The sequence below is a fragment of the Pseudomaricurvus albidus genome (genome assembly GCF_018863235.1).
GTDB lineage: Bacteria > Pseudomonadota > Gammaproteobacteria > Pseudomonadales > Cellvibrionaceae > Pseudomaricurvus > Pseudomaricurvus albidus.
In genome coordinates, this window is the sequence record NZ_JAHKRS010000003.1 from 39,213 (window position 1) to 57,292 (window position 18,080).

Consider the following 18,080-nt stretch of genomic DNA (forward strand, 5'->3'; position numbering starts at 1 on the left):
AGGAAATTCCCTAAAGAAAACATTGTAACATGACTCATTATTGGCAACCGCGGGTCGCTTATGATTCGTCTCGATTCAATTGCAACTGCAATAAACGCACAGGGACATTACCCCGGTTGCGGAGCAACTCTCCCGCCTGCCACCAGACCTGCCCTGGCAACACCAAACCGTTCAGTTGACCCGCATCCAGAGACACGACCAGACCTTCGGTGAGCGATACTTCCTCGCCCGGCGCCAGAGTCAAACGCTGTACCTGCCCCTGAGGAAACCGAAACAGTGGCTCATCAGGGCGTCCCAGCAACACCTCGCTGGCACCATGATTATCGCCTTTTAAACCGATACCCAATACATGAAAGGCCTCGCCCTGAGATGCCAGTATCCGGTGACGAAATGGCCCCTGTGTTTGATAGGGACTGTAAATCAGTACTCCCGAGGGCGCCCGATCAACTTTTTCAGCCTGTCCCAAAGTCTGGTTGGCCACGGTTGAGGCGATGACCACCACGGTTAACAGGTCATTGCGGTGTTCATGGAAAGCGGTCTCTTCTCCCGGTTGCAGCTTCACGTCGTACACCCGCAGCTGATCGTTTTCAAATACGGTTTTATGACGCGACTCCTGCTCTACCGGGATCACCGGCGTTTGAGTCTTGATGCCTGAATCTGTCACCTTTGGACTGGCCGAACAGCCCAGCAGGGTTGCAGACAACAACCCCAAGGCACCAACCCATTGTAATGTTCGCTGCATATTATTTTCCTTATTTAAAGCTACACGATATCCAGTTTTATAAACTTTCCGAGCTGTAACACTGAGACGGCCAGGCCCCAACTTTTCATGTTTAGCATCAGAGTGAAATTGCCAGAGCAAGGAAGCCTCAGCACGCTGAAGACATCAATGAGACCAACCAGCCACGAAGATAATGTCGTGACCAATCGTTATCACAGATTGAAAACATGTCCGACAAGCATGACAGTCTACCTTCTATTGAAGCGTATGATTGTCGACTTTGTGACAGTTATAATGATTCTGTGATCGCCCTGGCTAAGGGGGCAGGTGTTCATTAAAGAAATAAACAGATTCAAGAGGGACTGATTGCAAATGGGGATGCCAAAGCGCCCAAGTAAACTCAGCGTGAAGAGCTACAGATAAATCCACTGCGAAACTTAAACAACCCGCCTCTTGTTTCGTGGGTCACCAGTTCAATTCGTCAGTTTATCGCCAGGTCGCCAGTGAGTTGGAGCAACGCCAAACCACTGTTTAAACTGACGGCTGAATACAGAAAACTCCGCATAACCCAAATGCAGTGCCAGATGACTCACACTCATTTCGCCGCACTGCAATTTCTGCATAGCCTCCTGCTTGCGAACACGTTCCAACAACGTGCGGTAACACGTATTGACTCGACGCAATTCACGCTGCAATTTTTTCGGGTGCAGTTTCAGACTCAATGCGGCTGCCTCCAGATTGCAATCACCGGTCGGCAACAGGGTTCGAATCACACGTTCCAGGGAAATCAGCAGCTCTTCCGAGCGGTTCTTCACCAAACTCGTTGAAACCTGACTTCCGAGAACCTGATCAATCAGCTCAAGCTGCTGACGGGGACGAGAGTTCAGATACTGCGACTGAAACTGGATAGCATTGCGCTGCCTCCCTGCCACCACATGACAACCAAAAAATCGCTCAAACCGTTGATGCAACCGGGGATGCAAACGCTGGGTGACCTCCACTGACTGCAACTGCCAGGATTCCCCTATCAACTCCCGCAAATAGCAATGCAACAGTCCCAGGCAAAACTGCACCTTTTGTGGATAGTGCCGGTAATCGCTTTCGCAGCGGGACATTAATAAACAACAATGCTCAGGATTGTCTCGATCGAGATGCAGATTTAGCCCACCGCACTCGGTGTACGCGTAGTGTGTTACCAACTCCAGAGACTGCTCAAGAGATCCTTGACGCATAAGGTAAACGCCTAATGAGCCCAGCAACTTCAAACCCTGTTGAGCGGCCAACTCCAAACCAAAGCTTGGGCACTCACAATCGGCTGCGGATTTCTCCAGCAACTCCAGTATAAGCTGTTCACTAATCCATTCTTCAGGGTTGTTCAGTTGCTGCGGAGCAATACCAACCTCATTGAGTAAGGTCAATGGATTGCCTCCGAGGTTGGTAACCAGTGTCTCAAAGTCCGTCAGTACTGATGCCCGGGTGTAATATCCCAATGGCTCGCTCCCTTGTTATCGTTTTTATAGGATGTATTTCTGAACTTCTGTCCTAAAATATCATACATGCGTCCTGATATATCAAGCCGAACCTCAGAAGATGTGCGATATTTATAGAGTCAACTGTAGACCTCCGCTCTGCCCTATAAAAGCTATAACAACATATAAAAATACAAATAAAAGCTATAACAACAATGGAGCCATCTATGAAATTACACCGTAATAACATCCGGTATCACACTCTCAGCCTTGCCATTGCCTGTGCTATTGGCATACCACTCGGCAATGCTGCCACACTGGAAGAAGTCGTGGTTACCGCGACCAAGCGGGCGGAAAGCCTGCAGGACGTTCCTATCTCGATGATTGCCATGGACGGGGAAAGCATCAAAGATCTGGGCGTTACCAACGCCATTGATTTTGCAGCCAATATGCCGGCCGTCAACATCTCCGAAACGCCGATTGGCAACTTTGTCTTTATCCGTGGTATTGGCACCCCCGGTACCAATCAGGGGATTGAACTGTCGGTCTCCACCTTTCACGACGGCATTTACATGGGCCGTCACCAGCTGGCCCGGGCACCGTTTATGGATCTCGAACGGGTTGAGGTCCTGCGTGGACCGCAGAGTATTCTGTTCGGCAAGAACACCATTGGCGGTGCCATCCATGCCATCACCGCCAAGCCCACCGAAGAGTTCGAAGGCTCCATTTCGGTACTGGTGGGCGAGAACAGTGAACTGGAGTACACCGGCGTCATCTCCGGCGGTCTCTCCGACAGCCTGCGCGGTCGTCTGGCCTATCGAGCCTATGAAACCGATGGCTATTTCGACAACGTCATGAACGGCGAGGACGAAGTCGGTCGCGACGATTACAGCCTGCGCGGTCAGCTTGAGTTTGACCTAACCGACAACATCATGATCACCGGCAAGTGGGAAACCGGGGAATTTAACGCTGACGGCAAACCCGTCCAACTGGCGGTGATTAACCCTCTGAGACCCCAGGACCAGGCCATCAACAGTCTCAACCAGGCACTGGTGGCCGCGGCCACCGGTGGTAACGGCACAGAACGTTGGGACGACGAGCGAGCGGTTATCAACGATGGCGGCGCGCTCCTGGCCCAGATCAACCCCTCCTTTGCCGGTGTACCGGGCTTTCCCGATGGCAAAGAATTCAGCGATAACGAAATGGACCTGGGCACCCTCACCGTCGAGTGGATTCTGGGCGATCACACACTGACCTCCATCACCGGCTACGCCACATACGAGTATCAGGACGTGTGTGACTGTGACTTCTCGGCACTGCCCCTGATCGAGGTGGACGCCCGTGAGGATTACGAACAGTGGAGCCAGGAAATCCGCCTCACCTCACCCGGCGGAGAAACCTTTGACTACATTCTGGGCGCCTATTACCACCAGTCAGATCTGGATTACAGCTCCATTGAACAATTTGGCGCGGCGCTGGCGGGCGCTCCCAACGTCTCACGCGCCTACCGCATGACCCAGGATCAGGAGCAGTGGGCGATCTTTGGCTCCGGCACCTGGAACTTTACCGAGCTGACCCGTATCACCGTGGGCCTGCGCTACTCGGAAGAATCCAAAGAAGCCTCTCACGTGCTGGAAAAATCCTTTACCGGCGGCTGGGACTTTGGCGGCGGGCTGGTGGTGGGCGACAGCGCCGCCGATTACGACGCCTTTGAAGCCGCTGCTCCCGGCGTTGCTGGCTTTTTGGACGCTAATCTGTGGGAAGGGTTACTCGGCACCTACGAACACGATATTCGCGACCGCGAACGGGACGAAGAGTTTGTCTCCTGGTCAGTCAACCTGGAACACGATCTGACGCCGGACATTATGATGTTTGCGACGGTCTCCACCGGGGTCAAAGGTGGTGGCTTTGACGCTCGCTTCCTGCGCGAAAACGACAACCCCAACTTTGAATACGAGGAAGAAGAAGCGCTTAACATTGAGCTGGGCATCAAAAGCACCCTGCTGGATGGCGCCATGACACTGAACGCCACCGTCTTTCAGACCACCGTCGAGGACTACCAGGTGAGCATTTTTGACGGCGCCACGGCATTTTTCGTGCAGAACGCCGCCGAAATTGAATCCCGTGGCCTGGAAGTGGACCTGCGCTGGCAAGCCACCGACAGCCTGACCGTCGGCTTCGCCGGCAGCTATCTGGATGCAGAGTATACGGATTTTGAAAATGCGCCTTGCTGGGTATCCCAGACCGCGGGCGGCGTGCCTGGTTGTGTGAATGACGGGCGTGATGCCAGTGGAGACCCTAACATATTCTCCCCTGAGTACGCTGCCAATCTGAATTTTGACTATCGCCGGCCCATTGGCAACAGCCTGGAATTCAGAGCCACCTGGAACATCAACTACTCCGATGAGTACTACAATGCCGGCGATCTGGATCCCGACATTGCACTGATCGACTCCTACACCAAACACGACCTGCGACTCGCCATTGGCGGTGCAGATGGCATGTGGGATGTGGCGCTGCTGGGACGCAACCTCACCGATGAGTATTCCAGTGGCAATAACAACGACCAACCGCTGGTGAACGGCAACGGTTTTGCCCAATTGGACCTGCTGCGCACCTATGCTATTCAGGGGACATATCGCTTCTAGATTGACGGTTACAGCCTCGGGTTACCTGCACGGGTAACCCGTTTTATTGCAGCCCTTTCTGCTATCAGGTTTCTCCGCTTGCTACTCTAATTTCGTAAAGAATTTCACCCCGAAAAATGGGGAGAACAAGAAAGACGGTGTCAGCAACAGGGCACTGGTTACACCTACCCAAGTCGCACTCTCAGTCAAATCCCAAGCCAACCTCCCCCGCTAACAATCGGTGTGTCCAGACCGCAAGACTGGACATGGCAATGGCCACCAAATAAGGGATGACATTCTGTTTCTGAAAAATGAACTGCGTGTTGTGTACAGAACAGCAAGACATCCTGAAAGATTCATACCCCTGAATATCATTAGAGCAGTCAACAAAACCCCAGCCGACTGTTAACCCCGGAGGGATAGCTGTTTGATCGCAGCGCGATTTGGGTTTGCTGAAAACAACAATATAGTCCTTAAAGCCTATATAAAAATAAAACGCCCCTGTCTTACCATGATGCCAACCCTGGCTAGAGGTAATCATCTCTTTACTCTCCAGCTTGTCAGATACGACATATCTCAATTACAGATTTATCAGGATGCCTTACATGCTCAAGTTTCAGAAATTTGTTGACCTCTCTTTGCCCCTGAATTCAACAACGCCTATTTATCCAGGAGATCCTGAACCCAACTTCAGCGTAGCGACCACGCTGGAAAATGATGGCTACAATCTATTCAATGTGAATATAGGATCTCAATCCGGTTCTCATGTAGATGCTCCCTATCACTTCAACAACGAAGGCAGAACCGTCGATGACGTTCCCCTGTCCCAGTGCTTTGGTACCGGGCTGGTCATCGATGTTACCCACAAACAGAGCAATGAGGCGATTGAGATCAGTGATATTGAGCCTTATGCCAGCAAGATCAGCGAGGTCGAGATCGTGCTCTTCCGCACCGACTGGGATAAGCACATAGGGAAGGACATCTTCTTTGAACACCCGTACCTGTCAGCTGATGGCGCACAGTACCTGATTGATATGGGAATCAAAACCGCGGCCATCGATACCATCAACCTGGATAAAACCGGCGGTACCGAATTCCCGGTTCACACACTGTTTGCAGCGGAGAAAGGGTTGATTGCAGAAAACCTCTGTAATTTCAAAGCGATCGATTTTGAGAACCCAATTATTTCTGTACTGCCGCTAAACCTGACTGGCTGCGATGGATCGCCGGTGAGAGCTGTTGCAATTCAGTGCACAAACAGCTGACAAAACACCAAAAAGCTCCATGCTGGTGCACTTTCACGGCTAACCTGAACAATATAGTCCCATAGGTCTATATCTCGATAATTGCCAGCATGATTAGATAGCCATCACTGAATTATTTCATGTTTTTTGATTGTTCAGACTATCCAAAAACAGCACCAAAAACAGTATTGGGGAGTTACACCATGAGAAAGATATCAACCACCGCTGGCCTTCTGCTGGCCGCTTCCGGGATGAGTTTGTCAGCCCTTGCCCAGCAATTCACTCTGGAAGAAGTTGTCGTTACCGCCCAGAAAAAAAGCGAAAGCCTGCAGGATGTGCCGGTATCCGTTACAGCCCTGGGACAGGACTCACTGGGGAACTTCAAGTTTCGCAACACTCAGGAGATCGCCTCTCAGGCTCCCAACGTTCAAATGCTGGGCAGTAACGGCGATGCACAGCTGGTATTGGGCATGCGTGGTGTCACCCAATCCGACTACAGCCCCAACGGTACTGGCGCTGTCGCCCTGTACGTTGATGAGGTTTACATGGGAGCCACTCCCCTGTCCTCAGGCGTACAACTGTTCGATCTTGAACGCATAGAAATGCTGCTCGGACCACAGGGTACCCTGTACGGTAAAAATGCTACCGGCGGTGCTGTCAATGTCATTACCACCAAACCCAAAATGGATGGTACCAGCGGCTACCTGAATCTCGGTCTCGGCAACTACGGCTATTACAATGTGGCTGGTGCTTTTGATACTCAGCTGAGTGATTCTCTGGGCATGCGTCTGGCCTTTACCACCATGGAAAACGACGGCTACGTCGAAAACAAACTGCCTGGCGCCGATGATCAAAGCCAATTGGGTGAAAGTGCAGTGCGTCTGTCTTTCCTCTACGAAGGCGACAATCTGGATGCACTGCTGCGTTTGCATAAAAGCCGCACCCGCGCGAACCACACTGGCATTCTGATGGTAGAAGCTGATCAAGGTGCTGCTAACGGTGGTGTGGGCCTCGGCAGTACCGGCTATGGTCGCGGAGACCTGGACTTTCATGAGACTGAGTCCAACCGGGCCGAAGAGAAAGAGTTTGACCTGCAAGGTGCGAACCTGACACTGAACTACCATACGGACAGCTATACATTCACGTCCATTACCTCATTTGATAATGGTGAGTACTTTGTGCCTGAAGATGCGGACGGCAGCCCTTATCGCTTGCTGGAAGATGATTTCAGCGCTGAGACCAAACAGTTCACTCAGGATCTGCGTGTCACGTCCAACTTTACCGGTCCGTTTAACTTTATTGCCGGTCTGTACTACGGCACCGATACAACCGATGGCGAAACACGCTTCCGCTGGTTGTCAGACTTTGGTGATGGCACTCAACCTTTGGCCAATGACTGTTCAAGCACGTTCTTCTACGGCTGTTATTACGCCAACAGCTACGAACAGCATCGTGACACCAAAGCCATCTATGTTAACGGTACCTATCAGCTGACCGACACTTTGACTCTGACTGCCGGCTTGCGCTACACCCGCGACAGCATTGAAGTTGAAGATTATTCCTCCTGGTATGGCGACGCCCAGGACAGCTTTGCCAAAACCACCGACGGTCCGTCTCTGGGCAGTCTGGGACTGGATGCCGTTGATCAGAAAGTCGATGACACCAACACTTCCGGTAAAATTGGCCTGGACTGGTTCGTCACTGATGACATTATGCTTTACGGTTCCTACAGCACAGGCTATCGCGGCAGCGCCTTCAACGGTTTTGCTTTCGATCCCTCCGAGTTTTCACAAGTGGATCCCGAGGAGCTGAAAGCCTGGGAAATCGGCTTCAAATCCACCATTCAAAATGGTCGTACTCGCATTAACGGTGCTTTTTTCCACTACACCTATGAAAATCAGCAATTCCTGATTTTTGACGCAGGCCTACAACGCCTGATGAATGCCGGCGAGTCCGAGATTCAGGGCCTGGAACTGCAGGTTACCAGCCAGCTGACTGAAAAACTGACTGTAAATGCCGGTATTGGTTTGCTGGATGCGGAATACACCGAGCTGTCTTACGCGGGTGAAGACTTGTCCGGGAACACTCTGCCTTCATCACCGGAAGTGAATGGTAACCTGTCTCTGGATTATGATCTTTGGGAAAACGACTCTGCCTATGTACAGCTGCATTACGATGCAAACTACATTTCCAAACAGTACTTCGAACCATTCAATGAAAACCGTCTCTCTCAGGAAGGCTACACCATTCATAATGTGCGCCTGAACCTGTCATTGGATGATGAGAAGCACTCAGTGGGCTTGTACGTGAAAAACCTGACGGATGAAGAATACGCGGTTTACTCGACCAACCTGGAAACGGATTGGAATGGTCTGTTCTTCTTCCGCGGTGCTCCCCGCACTTACGGTGTAGATTACAAGTACAACTTCTAAACCGTCATTGACAAGCAGAAAGTTAACCTATGAATACTGTACCCACATCAACCACCGGACAAGGCAGCGGCTCATTACTGAGCCGTCTGTCTGATCAGCTGGGTGGCGATGAAGATCATGGCCCAATCAAAGGCACTCTCTCCACCGGACGTATTGGCATGATCTGGCTGGCCGCCAATCTGGTGGTCACCACCCTGCTGACCGGCACTCTCTTCGTACCCGGGGTCTCGTGGCCTCTGGCGATAGGACTGATCGTGCTGGGTTCGGTGGTTGGTGTTGTGGTATTGGTATTAATCGGCAACATGGGAACCCGCACAGGGTTGTCCACCATGTCTCTCACCAAGGGAGCTTTTGGACTCAGGGGCTCCCTGTTGACCACCGCCGCCAACGTCATCATTTTGATGGGGTGGTGCTGGGTTCAGGCAATGCTTGCAGGTGTGACGGTGAACTATCTGGTGGAAGAATTCACCGGCTACTCCAACCCTATTCTGTTCTCGGTGTTATGCCAGTTTCTGGTGGTTTGTCTGGCAATATTCGGACATAAAGGCATCGAAAAAATCGAGCCCTGGTTGGGACTGGTGATTTTACTCATCATGTTTTACATCCTCTACACCGCTTTCTCGACTTTTTCACCAACGGCATTTATCAATTTACAGATCGACACAGAACTGGGGTGGAATGGCGTCATCGTACTGGATGTAGTGATTGCTACGGTCATCTCCTGGACGGTGTTGTCCGCAGAGATGAATCGACTGGCTAAATCACAGACTGCCGGAGTTGTCGGCTCCAGCATTGGATATCTGGTATCGACTATCATGTCTATGGGATTGGGGGCGACCGCGATTGCCTACGTTGTACTCAGCGGGCAAGAGCCACGAAGCTTCGATCCAACCATGATTGTTTCCGCCTTTGGTGCACCGCTTGCGATTGTTATTTTCTTATCCGTGATGGCAACCAATACCATGGTAGTCTATGGCATGGTGTCATCGGTTGTGGGTATCCTGCCCAACAACAAGATACGCTTTCTACCGGCAGCAGTTGTACTGGGTCTCATTTCTCTGATTGGTTCCAGCTGGCTTGCCATGCTGGATCAGTTTACCTCCTTTCTGACACTGGTAGGTTCCCTGTTCGTTCCCGTCTTTGCCATTATGATTGTGGATTACTATCTGGTTCACAAACGTGTTTACGATCATGACATCCTGCTCGACCACGGTGGCAAATATTGGTACCGACACGGATTCAACTACCCTGCGCTGCTTATCTGGGCAGCAGGTGTCGGTATTTCGGTGCTCTTGACTCATATTTTCACATCCCCCATAGGGGCAACGATCCCGACGTTCGGAATCACGTTTGTCCTGTATTACGGGTGGGCTGTGTTAACCAACGCTATCGTCAGACAACCTGCAACTTATGTTCACTTGTCTGCCGACAAGTGAACCGTTACAGAACCAAAACTCACTCCGCAATTGTTAACCCCCTCTTTCCCGAGGGGTGAGGTAACCGCTATGGATACTACCATTCAAGCTATGCTGGATCGTTACTCAGTAACACCTGAAACCCGCGCGTTCCTTGAGGCCGGGCACCAAAAGATGTTTATCGACGGCCAATTTGTCGACGCCTCTGATAACGCAACCTTGAGCATTGAAGATCCATCAAATGGTAAACATTTGATCACAGTCCCAAGCGCAACATGCCAGGATGTTGATCGAGCTGTTGCAGCTGCCAATCAGGCATTTTGCAATGCCAGCTGGGCTGATTTAAAACCCATGGAGCGTCAGGCTTTGCTACTGAAGCTGGCAGACACCATGGAAGAGCACGCCCAAACTCTGGCCGAACTCGAGTCCATCGACGCAGGCAAAGCTATCGGTGGCTGTATGGAAGTTGATGTCGGCGGTTCCATCGAATTGATACGGTATATGGCCGGCTGGACCAGCAAGATTGAAGGCGCTACCCGCAACCTGTCGCTCCCCGGCGACACCATTGCCTATACCCTCAAAGAACCCGTCGGTGTTGTGGGTGCCATCGTGCCCTGGAACTGGCCACTGAATATGTCACTGTGGAAAATTGTTGCACCCCTCGTCACCGGTTGCACCATTGTTCTGAAACCTGCAGAACAAACCCCCATGAGCATGCTCTATCTGATGCGGATATGGCAGCAGGGCGGACTCCCCAAGGGTGTTATTAATATTGTCACAGGCACAGGTGCTGTTGCCGGCAATCATCTTGTCAGCCATCCTGACATACAGAAAGTATCTTTTACCGGCTCGACCCCGACAGGAAAAAAAGTCGGTCAGGCCGCGATGCAGAATCTGTCGCACGTCACTCTGGAATTGGGCGGCAAGTCGGCCATGGTTGCTTTTGAAGATGCCTGTGTGGACGATATTGTTAACGCCGCACATCAAAGTATCTTCTTTAATTCCGGACAGGTCTGCTCAGCCGGATCCCGACTCTATGTGCAACGCAGTGTTTACCCGACCGTCCTTGAAGCTCTGTCGACTTCACTGGAGTCCGTGGTGATTGGTGATCCCCTCGACCCCAACACAACCCAGGGACCACAAATTTCCCAACAACAACTGGACCGTATTCGGGAATATATTGAAGTCGGAAAACAGGAAGGCGCACGACTGGTCTGCGGCGGCGATAGTCCTGCCCGTCCTGGCTACTATGTAAACCCCACCATATTTGCCGACACCACCAACGATATGCGTATCGTGCAGGAGGAAATCTTTGGTCCCGTGCTGGTTGTTCAGCCTTTTGATACCGAAGAAGAAGCTCTAGCTTTGGCTAATGACAACATATATGGGCTGGCTGCTTCGGTCTTCACCCGTGATGTATCTCGTGTGCATCGCGTCATGCGCAAATTGCAGGCGGGTACCGTCTTTGTGAACACCCACGATGCCGTTGATGTCGCCATGCCATTTGGTGGATATAAACAATCGGGTATAGGTAAAGACCTGGGACCAGAACAGCTGGATCACTACCTGGAAACAAAATCCGTGGTCATCCAGCTCTGAGGTGAATCAGAGGTGCTGGAGATCAATCACTAGTAATTCGAGGGACGGGTATAACTCTCCCTCAAAGCGGCCAACGGATCTTCAGCACTGCTTACCTCCGGAATTGCCAGCGACTGGATACACAAAGAAAACAACTCTGACTGCGACGATATATCCAGTTTATTGTAAATATTTCGACGATGTATTTTCACTGTACCCAAAGCAATGTTGAGCTTGTTCGCGGTCGACTTCGATGAATGACCGTGCAAAATGCACTGGAATACATCTCGCTCTCTTTGGGTCAACAAGGTTGCGCCCAACGAATCAAAAATACTGCTGTAAGGTTGCCCCGGCGACAGTGACGTTGCCGGACTGGCACTTTGATAACGACAATGCTCGGACATAAACTCCAGTAGCAGAGGTGCCACAGCTGCCAGCACCTCAGATTCCTGCTCGCTAAACACACCACTCATTTTGTCGATATAAAAATCGTAGTAAAGATTATCAACTTTGACGATAAAGTCGTATTCGTCAGTGATGCCGGCGGGTTTAACAAATCGCTGATAAAACTCGGTCTGGTGATAGCAATCCGGGGCAATATCTTTAAAGTGATACAGGCCTGTTTCGGCACCTTTGGCCAACATGCTGTAATGGGGATCCAGCAGGTACAAACCTTCAAGGTAAAGATCGATAAATTTTCGATAATTGTCCGTGGTTTCCTGCAGCAGCATACAATCTACGCGATCGCCACTATAGATGAAAACGCCTGACAGATCGCAGTCCACAACCTGTCTCACGGTATCAAAAAAGCAACTGTAGAAATCAGATGTACCAATGCTCTTCCGCAAGTCAACCAGTGCTTTGTACCAGTCAGGACTGTTAATATCAGACATATTTCAGATCATCTCTCACCGGGGATATTCGCTCTGTGTTTGCGTTCACAAACCGGCTCATCAACTTATTTCATCATCATTAAAAATACACAGGCGGGGACAATATTTCATCAAAACCTGTATGGCCTGCTCAGTCAGTAGTGGCTTCAACAAGTGCTCATTCATCCCTGCATTGAGGCACTCCGCCTTGTCTTTTAACGATATGCTGGCAGTAATAGCCAGTATAGGCAGATTTTGCCAGCGATCGGAGGCTCTTAAACACTTAGTCGCGGCAATGCCATCCAAAACCGGCATGTGGCGATCCATGAAAATTAAGTCCACATCTGCACTTTCAAGATAGTCCAGTACCTGCTGCCCATCTTTCGCAACCACCACATCGCAACCAAAACCGGTCAATAAATGCATCAAGGTATCGGCGTTGATTTTGTCATCTTCAGCAATGAGAATACGAGCATGACAACGGAAATTTTCGGGAGCAACGGCAGGCGCTGAAATGGTATCTCCCTCATTGACAACCGGTAACGTCAGAATAACCGTCGCGGTAGTTCCCACTCCTCGATCACTCTCCAGGGTAAGGCTGCCCCCCATCAACTCCACCAGCTGCTTGGCAATGGAAAGTCCCAGCCCCGTGCCACCATACTGCCCCTGATTCTTTTCGCCAGCCTGATAAAACTGTTCATAGACTGACTTCAGTTGCTGTTTATCAATACCAATACCACTGTCCTTAAGCTCAATACGGACCCTGGCTTTACCGTTGCTTTGTTCCTGGACATCGACCTGGATCCAGACGCCTCCCTCTTCAGTAAATTTCACCGCATTACCCAAGAGGTTGCTCAAGACCTGCCTTAATCGCGTGGGATCGCCGATAAAATGATCGGTAAGGTTTTTAGGGTAATTCAGGTTTAGTGAGATATTGCGGCGCTGTGCTTCTACCGAAAAGAGATCCATCAAGTCTTCGATCAAATTCTGCAATCTAAATGGCGTCTGTATCAGCTCCAGCTTCTGCGCATCTATTTTCGAGAATTCCAGAATATCGTTGATGATGCTCAATAAACTTTTACCGGCACTCATCAGCGAACGCAGATAGTGTTTCTGCCGGCTGTCCATCTGGGTTTTTTCCAGAAGTTCACCCATGCCGAGCATCCCGCTGAGCGGAGTTCTGATTTCATGGCTCATCTTGGCCAAAAACTCTTGTTTGGCCAGCTCTGAACGCTTGGCAATATCGCACTCTCTTTCAGCCTGCAGAGCTCGTTGTCGCCACCACATGAAAGAAAAGACCAACAGTGCCACGCCCAAAAAATACCCGGCAAAAGCCCATTTCCCCAACCACCAGGGAGGCAGGACTTTAATATTCAGGGTAGCGGGTACCGCATTCCAGACACCATCATTATTCGAACCACGGACTTTGAACTGGTAATCCCCCGGAGCAATCCGGTGATACATCGCCTGATTAACCTTTCCGCCAGATAACCAAGCGTCATCCAGCCCTTCCATTTTGTAGCGGTAACGATTGAGGTTCGTCCGCGTGTAATTCAGAGCTGCAAATCCGATAGTAAGCGGCTGTTCATCGTACTGTAAAACCACGGTATCGAGATCATCCAGGATAATCTCACTCTTTCCTTCCGTTTGCGTCAGACTTAATCGCGTTAAAACCACCGGCGGCACAAAACGATTATTTTCCACCTGAGCGGGATAAAAGTAATTAAGCCCGCTTACCCCGCCAAAATAGAAACGACCGTTGTTGCCTTTGAGAAAACTGCCAGCGATAAATTCTCGCGATTGAACACCGTCGCCTTCATCATAGCGATAGGCAAAATTAGTGACCGGATTGTAACGTAGCAAACCGTCGCGAGTACTGATCCAAAGAATGCCATTATGATCCTCCAGAATGCCCAGAATAGCGGTCTGCAAATACTCCTGCGGATCCATAAAATGCTGAAATATTTCCGTTTCCGGATCAAACAGGTTCAAACCGCCGGCTTCGGTTCCCACCCACAACTTGCCATCATCCCGCTCAAACAAGGTGTACACATGGTTATGACTGATACTTTCCGGATTCGAGGCTTTATGGGGATAGCGTATAAAACGTTTCTCATCGGGCAAAAAAAGGTTCAATCCTGCCGAAGCCGTTCCCACCCAAATGCGCCCCTGGCTGTCTTCCAAAAGAGTTTGCACATAGTCATCACCAATGGAAGAAGAGTCGTTGGGGTTAAAACGATAGTGGGCAAAGGTTTCTGTTTCCGGAAAATACTGATTAAGCCCACCTCGCCAGGTCGCAACCCAGACTCTCTGCTGACGGTCTTGCAGAATATCAAAGACAGTATCATCTGCAATTGACTGTGGATCTTCTGGGTCAGGCAGATAACGTGTAAATTTTCCGTTTCTGGGGTCAAACCGATTCATGCCGCCGGCATAGTTACCCAGAAGAAAGTCTCCGCTCTCCATGCGGGTAATATTCATCGGGTGGTTATTACTGATGGATGATTCGTTCTTGGGATTGTGTCGGTAGTGGATGACTTCACCGGTTTCACGATCTATGCGATCCAGTCCACCGCCATCGCCCACGACCCAAAGGGTTCCATCCTGCTCTTCATAAATACCATTAACGGTATCTGAGGACAGAGAATTGGGATTCCCCGGAACGTGTTTAATCAACTGAAATTTATTACGCTTTTCGTCCAGTTTAAAGACACCACCGTAATAGGTTCCGACCCACAAGATGCCGGATCGGCTCTCAAAGATGGACTTAATCTCCTGCCCCTGCAGAAAGTGTTCAAACTTACCGGTGGATGGGTCAAGCAGGTTCAGGCCATCATTGGTGCCCACCCATATGTGACCGAGCCTGTCTTCAAACACAGTCCAGACGAAATCATTGCTCAAGCTATCTGGTTTATCTGGATCAAATCGATATTGTATAAATTCACCGGTCAAAGGATTCAGTCGATTGAGTCCGCCACCGAGCGTCGCCACCCAAACCCGAAAACTTGAATCTTCCAGAACATGCCAGACGCTGTTATGAGACAAACTTTTAGGGTCATCTGGATGGTGACGATAACGCTGCCAATGCTGTGCGTTGTAGTTGTACTGCAGCAATCCTTGATTTGCGGTGCCAACCCAAACATTCCCCCCCTCATCCTCGAGAACAGACGAGGTTGCCCCTATGACCCCGTCGTTGTAGGCAGTAAATGTACCCGTTTGCTTATCGAAATATTGCAGTCCCTGATCCTGAGTCGCCAACCACAACCCACCTCGACGGCTGTGTTGAATATCAACAATGACTTTGGGAATAGAAGCGGTGTCGTCCACAGAAGCTTGAGGACGGGGATAACTTATGAAGTTACCATTGGCCTGACGCTGAACCAGACCTCCCCCCTGAGTGCCCAGCCAAAGACTGTCCCCATCTCGGAGCAGGCTCCAGATAAAGCTGCTGGGTATACCATCCTTAGTATAAAAATGACGAAAGTTGAAGCCATCAAAGCGATTCAGACCATTGCGGGTTCCAAACCACATAAACCCGGTGCTGTCCTGCTCAACGGAAAAAACAGTACTTTGGCTGAGGCCATCTTTCAGGGTAATTTGCTCCAGCGCATGATTGCCCCCGGCCCACACTGAGTCGAACGCTAGCGCACAGCCACAGGCAAACAGCCACATTACCAGAATCCGGTGTACACAAGTGCCTGCCAGACCTCGCTCCCGCCCCTCCTTTAGGACAGCCTTCTCATCTAGTGAGCCTGCTGTAACTTTTCCATCGATCAACAACATCCCTACTTCCCTGCCGTTCTTATTCTTCGATTGGCCAATTGGTGATTTCAAATTTATATGGCGTGAATATCAACAAAAATAATGGTTACCATACCAAATTATTAGGGGAATATCCCTGAGATTTCACTCTGTTGGGCAAGGCGCAGCAAGAAGGTAGAACTTCCGGAGTCCTACCCTGCAAAAACTGTGTTTTCATATAAAAAATCCCCTCCCTTCGGCGAGGGAGAGGACAAACTGTCTCAACACGCAGCCTGAAGGGGGCAACTCAGGCTGCCTGATCTTCTGCGACGACAACACCATCTGAAGCCTCGACGCCAGGAAGACGAATCAGGTGATCAAAAGCCGACAAAGCCGCCGTCGCCCCCGAGCCCATTGAAATGATAATCTGTTTATAGGCCGAGTCAGTGACATCACCTGCGGCAAACACACCGGGGATACTGGTTTCGCCGCGGCTGTTGACAATCACCTCTCCGCGCTCGTTCAACTCGACCACGCCTTGCAACCAGTCCGTATTAGGCACCAGTCCAATCTGGACAAAGATGCCGGCCAACTCAATGGACTTTTCTTCACCGGTTGCCCGATCTGTGTAATTCAGACCTGTTACTCTCTGACCATCGCCCAGTACTTCGGTACTCATTGCCTCAGTGATGATGTCGATATTGCTCAAGGAGCGGGCCTTACGCTGCAGAACCTCATCAGCGCGCAAGGTGTCGGCAAATTCCAGAACCGTGACATGCTCAACAATGCCGGCCAGATCAATAGCCGCTTCGATACCGGAGTTACCACCACCGATCACAGCGACTTTCTTGCCTTTGAACAGCGGACCATCACAGTGCGGACAATAGGCCACGCCTTTACCACGGTATTGCTGCTCACCGGGCACGTTCATCTCTCTCCAGCGAGCACCGGTTGCCAGAATGATCGACCTGGATGCCAGGGTCGCACCATTTTCCAGTGTCACTTCGACCCGTTCACCATCAGCGTCCTTGATTTGCTGCAAGGCCACGGCCTTTTGGGTTTTCATGACGTCGACATCGTAATCCATAACGTGCTGCTCCAGGTTGGCCACCAGCTTCGGCCCCTCGGTTGCCGTTATGGAAACAAAGTTTTCAATCGCGACGGTATCCATCACCTGTCCGCCAAAACGTTCGGCAATGACTCCGGTGCGAATGCCTTTACGAGCGGAGTAAATCGCCGCAGATGCACCCGCAGGTCCACCACCTACAATCAACACTTCATAAGGATCTTTTTCTGCCAGGGCTGCAGCCTGACGCTCGCCTGCCTTACTGTCGACCTTGTTCAAAATCTCATCCAGGCTCATACGGCCCGAACCAAAAGGCTCGCCATTCAGGTACACTGAAGGCACCGCCATAATGTTGCGTTCAGTGACTTCATCCTGAAACAGCGCACCATCAATCATGGTATTGCGCACATTCGGATTCAGAACCGCCATCAGATTCAACGCCTGCACTACGTCAGGACAATTCTGGCAGCTGAGGGAAATATAAGTTTCAAAGGTGAACTCACCTTCCAGTTCCGCAATTTGCGCCAGCTGTTCTGCAGTGGCTCTCGATGGGTGGCCACCGGCTTGCAATAAAGCCAATACCAGAGAGGTAAATTCGTGCCCCATGGGCAGTCCGGCAAATTCAACGCGCGCGGTCTCGCCCAGCGGAGCAATCGCCATTAATGGAGCCCTGCTCGCGTTACCAGCACCGGCCTTGTGATTAATGGTTAAAGAAATCTTCTCAGACAGTCTGGCAATCTCTTCTGCCAGGGCCACCATTTCCTGAGATTTGGCGCTGTCGTCAGTGGACACAGTAATTTGAATCGGTTTAACCAGATTGTTTAAGTAAGCGTCCAATTGTTGTTTCAAGGTATTGTCTAACATGCTGTTACTCCATATTCCGTCTGACCGTTGATTACTGTGTTGGGCGGCTCT

The 18,080-nt window shown here is 50.7% G+C and carries 11 protein-coding genes; 5 read left to right on the plus strand and 6 right to left on the minus strand.

What is annotated here, in order from left to right; genetic code table 11:
• Positions 1 to 58: 58 nt before the first annotated feature.
• Complete coding sequence (locus tag KOI40_RS06675) at positions 59 to 742, minus strand: hypothetical protein (protein WP_216096705.1); 684 nt, start codon at positions 740 to 742, stop codon at positions 59 to 61.
• A 452-nt stretch (positions 743 to 1,194) separates the two neighbouring features.
• Positions 1,195 to 2,211, minus strand: coding sequence for an AraC family transcriptional regulator (locus KOI40_RS06680; RefSeq protein ID WP_216096706.1), 1,017 nt, complete (start codon positions 2,209 to 2,211; stop codon positions 1,195 to 1,197).
• Between the two features lie 206 nt (positions 2,212 to 2,417).
• Between KOI40_RS06680 and KOI40_RS06685 the strand changes: the two genes are divergently transcribed.
• Positions 2,418 to 4,838: a TonB-dependent receptor gene (locus tag KOI40_RS06685; protein WP_216096707.1), complete on the plus strand. Its 2,421-nt coding sequence runs from the start codon at positions 2,418 to 2,420 to the stop codon at positions 4,836 to 4,838.
• A gap of 181 nt (positions 4,839 to 5,019) precedes the next feature.
• Here the strand turns inward: KOI40_RS06685 and KOI40_RS06690 are convergent, their stop codons facing one another.
• A complete protein-coding gene (locus KOI40_RS06690; RefSeq protein WP_216096708.1) occupies positions 5,020 to 5,358 on the minus strand; it encodes a hypothetical protein in 339 nt (112 codons plus the stop codon).
• A gap of 64 nt (positions 5,359 to 5,422) precedes the next feature.
• On the opposite strand from KOI40_RS06690, the gene KOI40_RS06695 reads away from it, so the two are divergent.
• The 4 genes from KOI40_RS06695 to KOI40_RS06710 all read left to right on the plus strand — a co-directional run bounded on the left by KOI40_RS06695 (position 5,423) and on the right by KOI40_RS06710 (position 11,507).
• Positions 5,423 to 6,082 carry a cyclase family protein gene (locus tag KOI40_RS06695; protein ID WP_216096709.1) on the plus strand — a complete coding sequence of 220 codons (660 nt, stop codon included), beginning with the start codon at positions 5,423 to 5,425 and terminating at the stop codon, positions 6,080 to 6,082.
• A gap of 182 nt (positions 6,083 to 6,264) precedes the next feature.
• On the plus strand, positions 6,265 to 8,493 hold the full coding sequence (locus KOI40_RS06700) for a TonB-dependent receptor (RefSeq protein ID WP_216096710.1): 2,229 nt from the start codon (positions 6,265 to 6,267) through the stop codon (positions 8,491 to 8,493).
• Between the two features lie 29 nt (positions 8,494 to 8,522).
• A complete protein-coding gene (locus KOI40_RS06705) occupies positions 8,523 to 9,929 on the plus strand; it encodes a purine-cytosine permease family protein (RefSeq protein WP_216096711.1) in 1,407 nt (468 codons plus the stop codon).
• Between the two features lie 69 nt (positions 9,930 to 9,998).
• Positions 9,999 to 11,507, plus strand: a complete 1,509-nt coding sequence (locus KOI40_RS06710; RefSeq protein ID WP_216096712.1) for an aldehyde dehydrogenase family protein — start codon at positions 9,999 to 10,001, stop codon at positions 11,505 to 11,507.
• A gap of 29 nt (positions 11,508 to 11,536) precedes the next feature.
• On the opposite strand, the gene KOI40_RS06715 is transcribed toward KOI40_RS06710, so the two are convergent.
• From KOI40_RS06715 to ahpF, 3 genes are all read right to left on the minus strand, one after another.
• Positions 11,537 to 12,379: a helix-turn-helix transcriptional regulator gene (locus tag KOI40_RS06715; RefSeq protein WP_216096713.1), complete on the minus strand. Its 843-nt coding sequence runs from the start codon at positions 12,377 to 12,379 to the stop codon at positions 11,537 to 11,539.
• Between the two features lie 60 nt (positions 12,380 to 12,439).
• Entirely contained in the window at positions 12,440 to 16,141 is a 3,702-nt protein-coding gene (locus KOI40_RS06720) for a hybrid sensor histidine kinase/response regulator (protein ID WP_216096714.1), read from the minus strand.
• Positions 16,142 to 16,406: 265 nt separating this feature from the next.
• Complete coding sequence (gene ahpF / locus KOI40_RS06725; protein ID WP_216096715.1) at positions 16,407 to 18,029, minus strand: alkyl hydroperoxide reductase subunit F; 1,623 nt, start codon at positions 18,027 to 18,029, stop codon at positions 16,407 to 16,409.
• Positions 18,030 to 18,080: the final 51 nt, after the last annotated feature.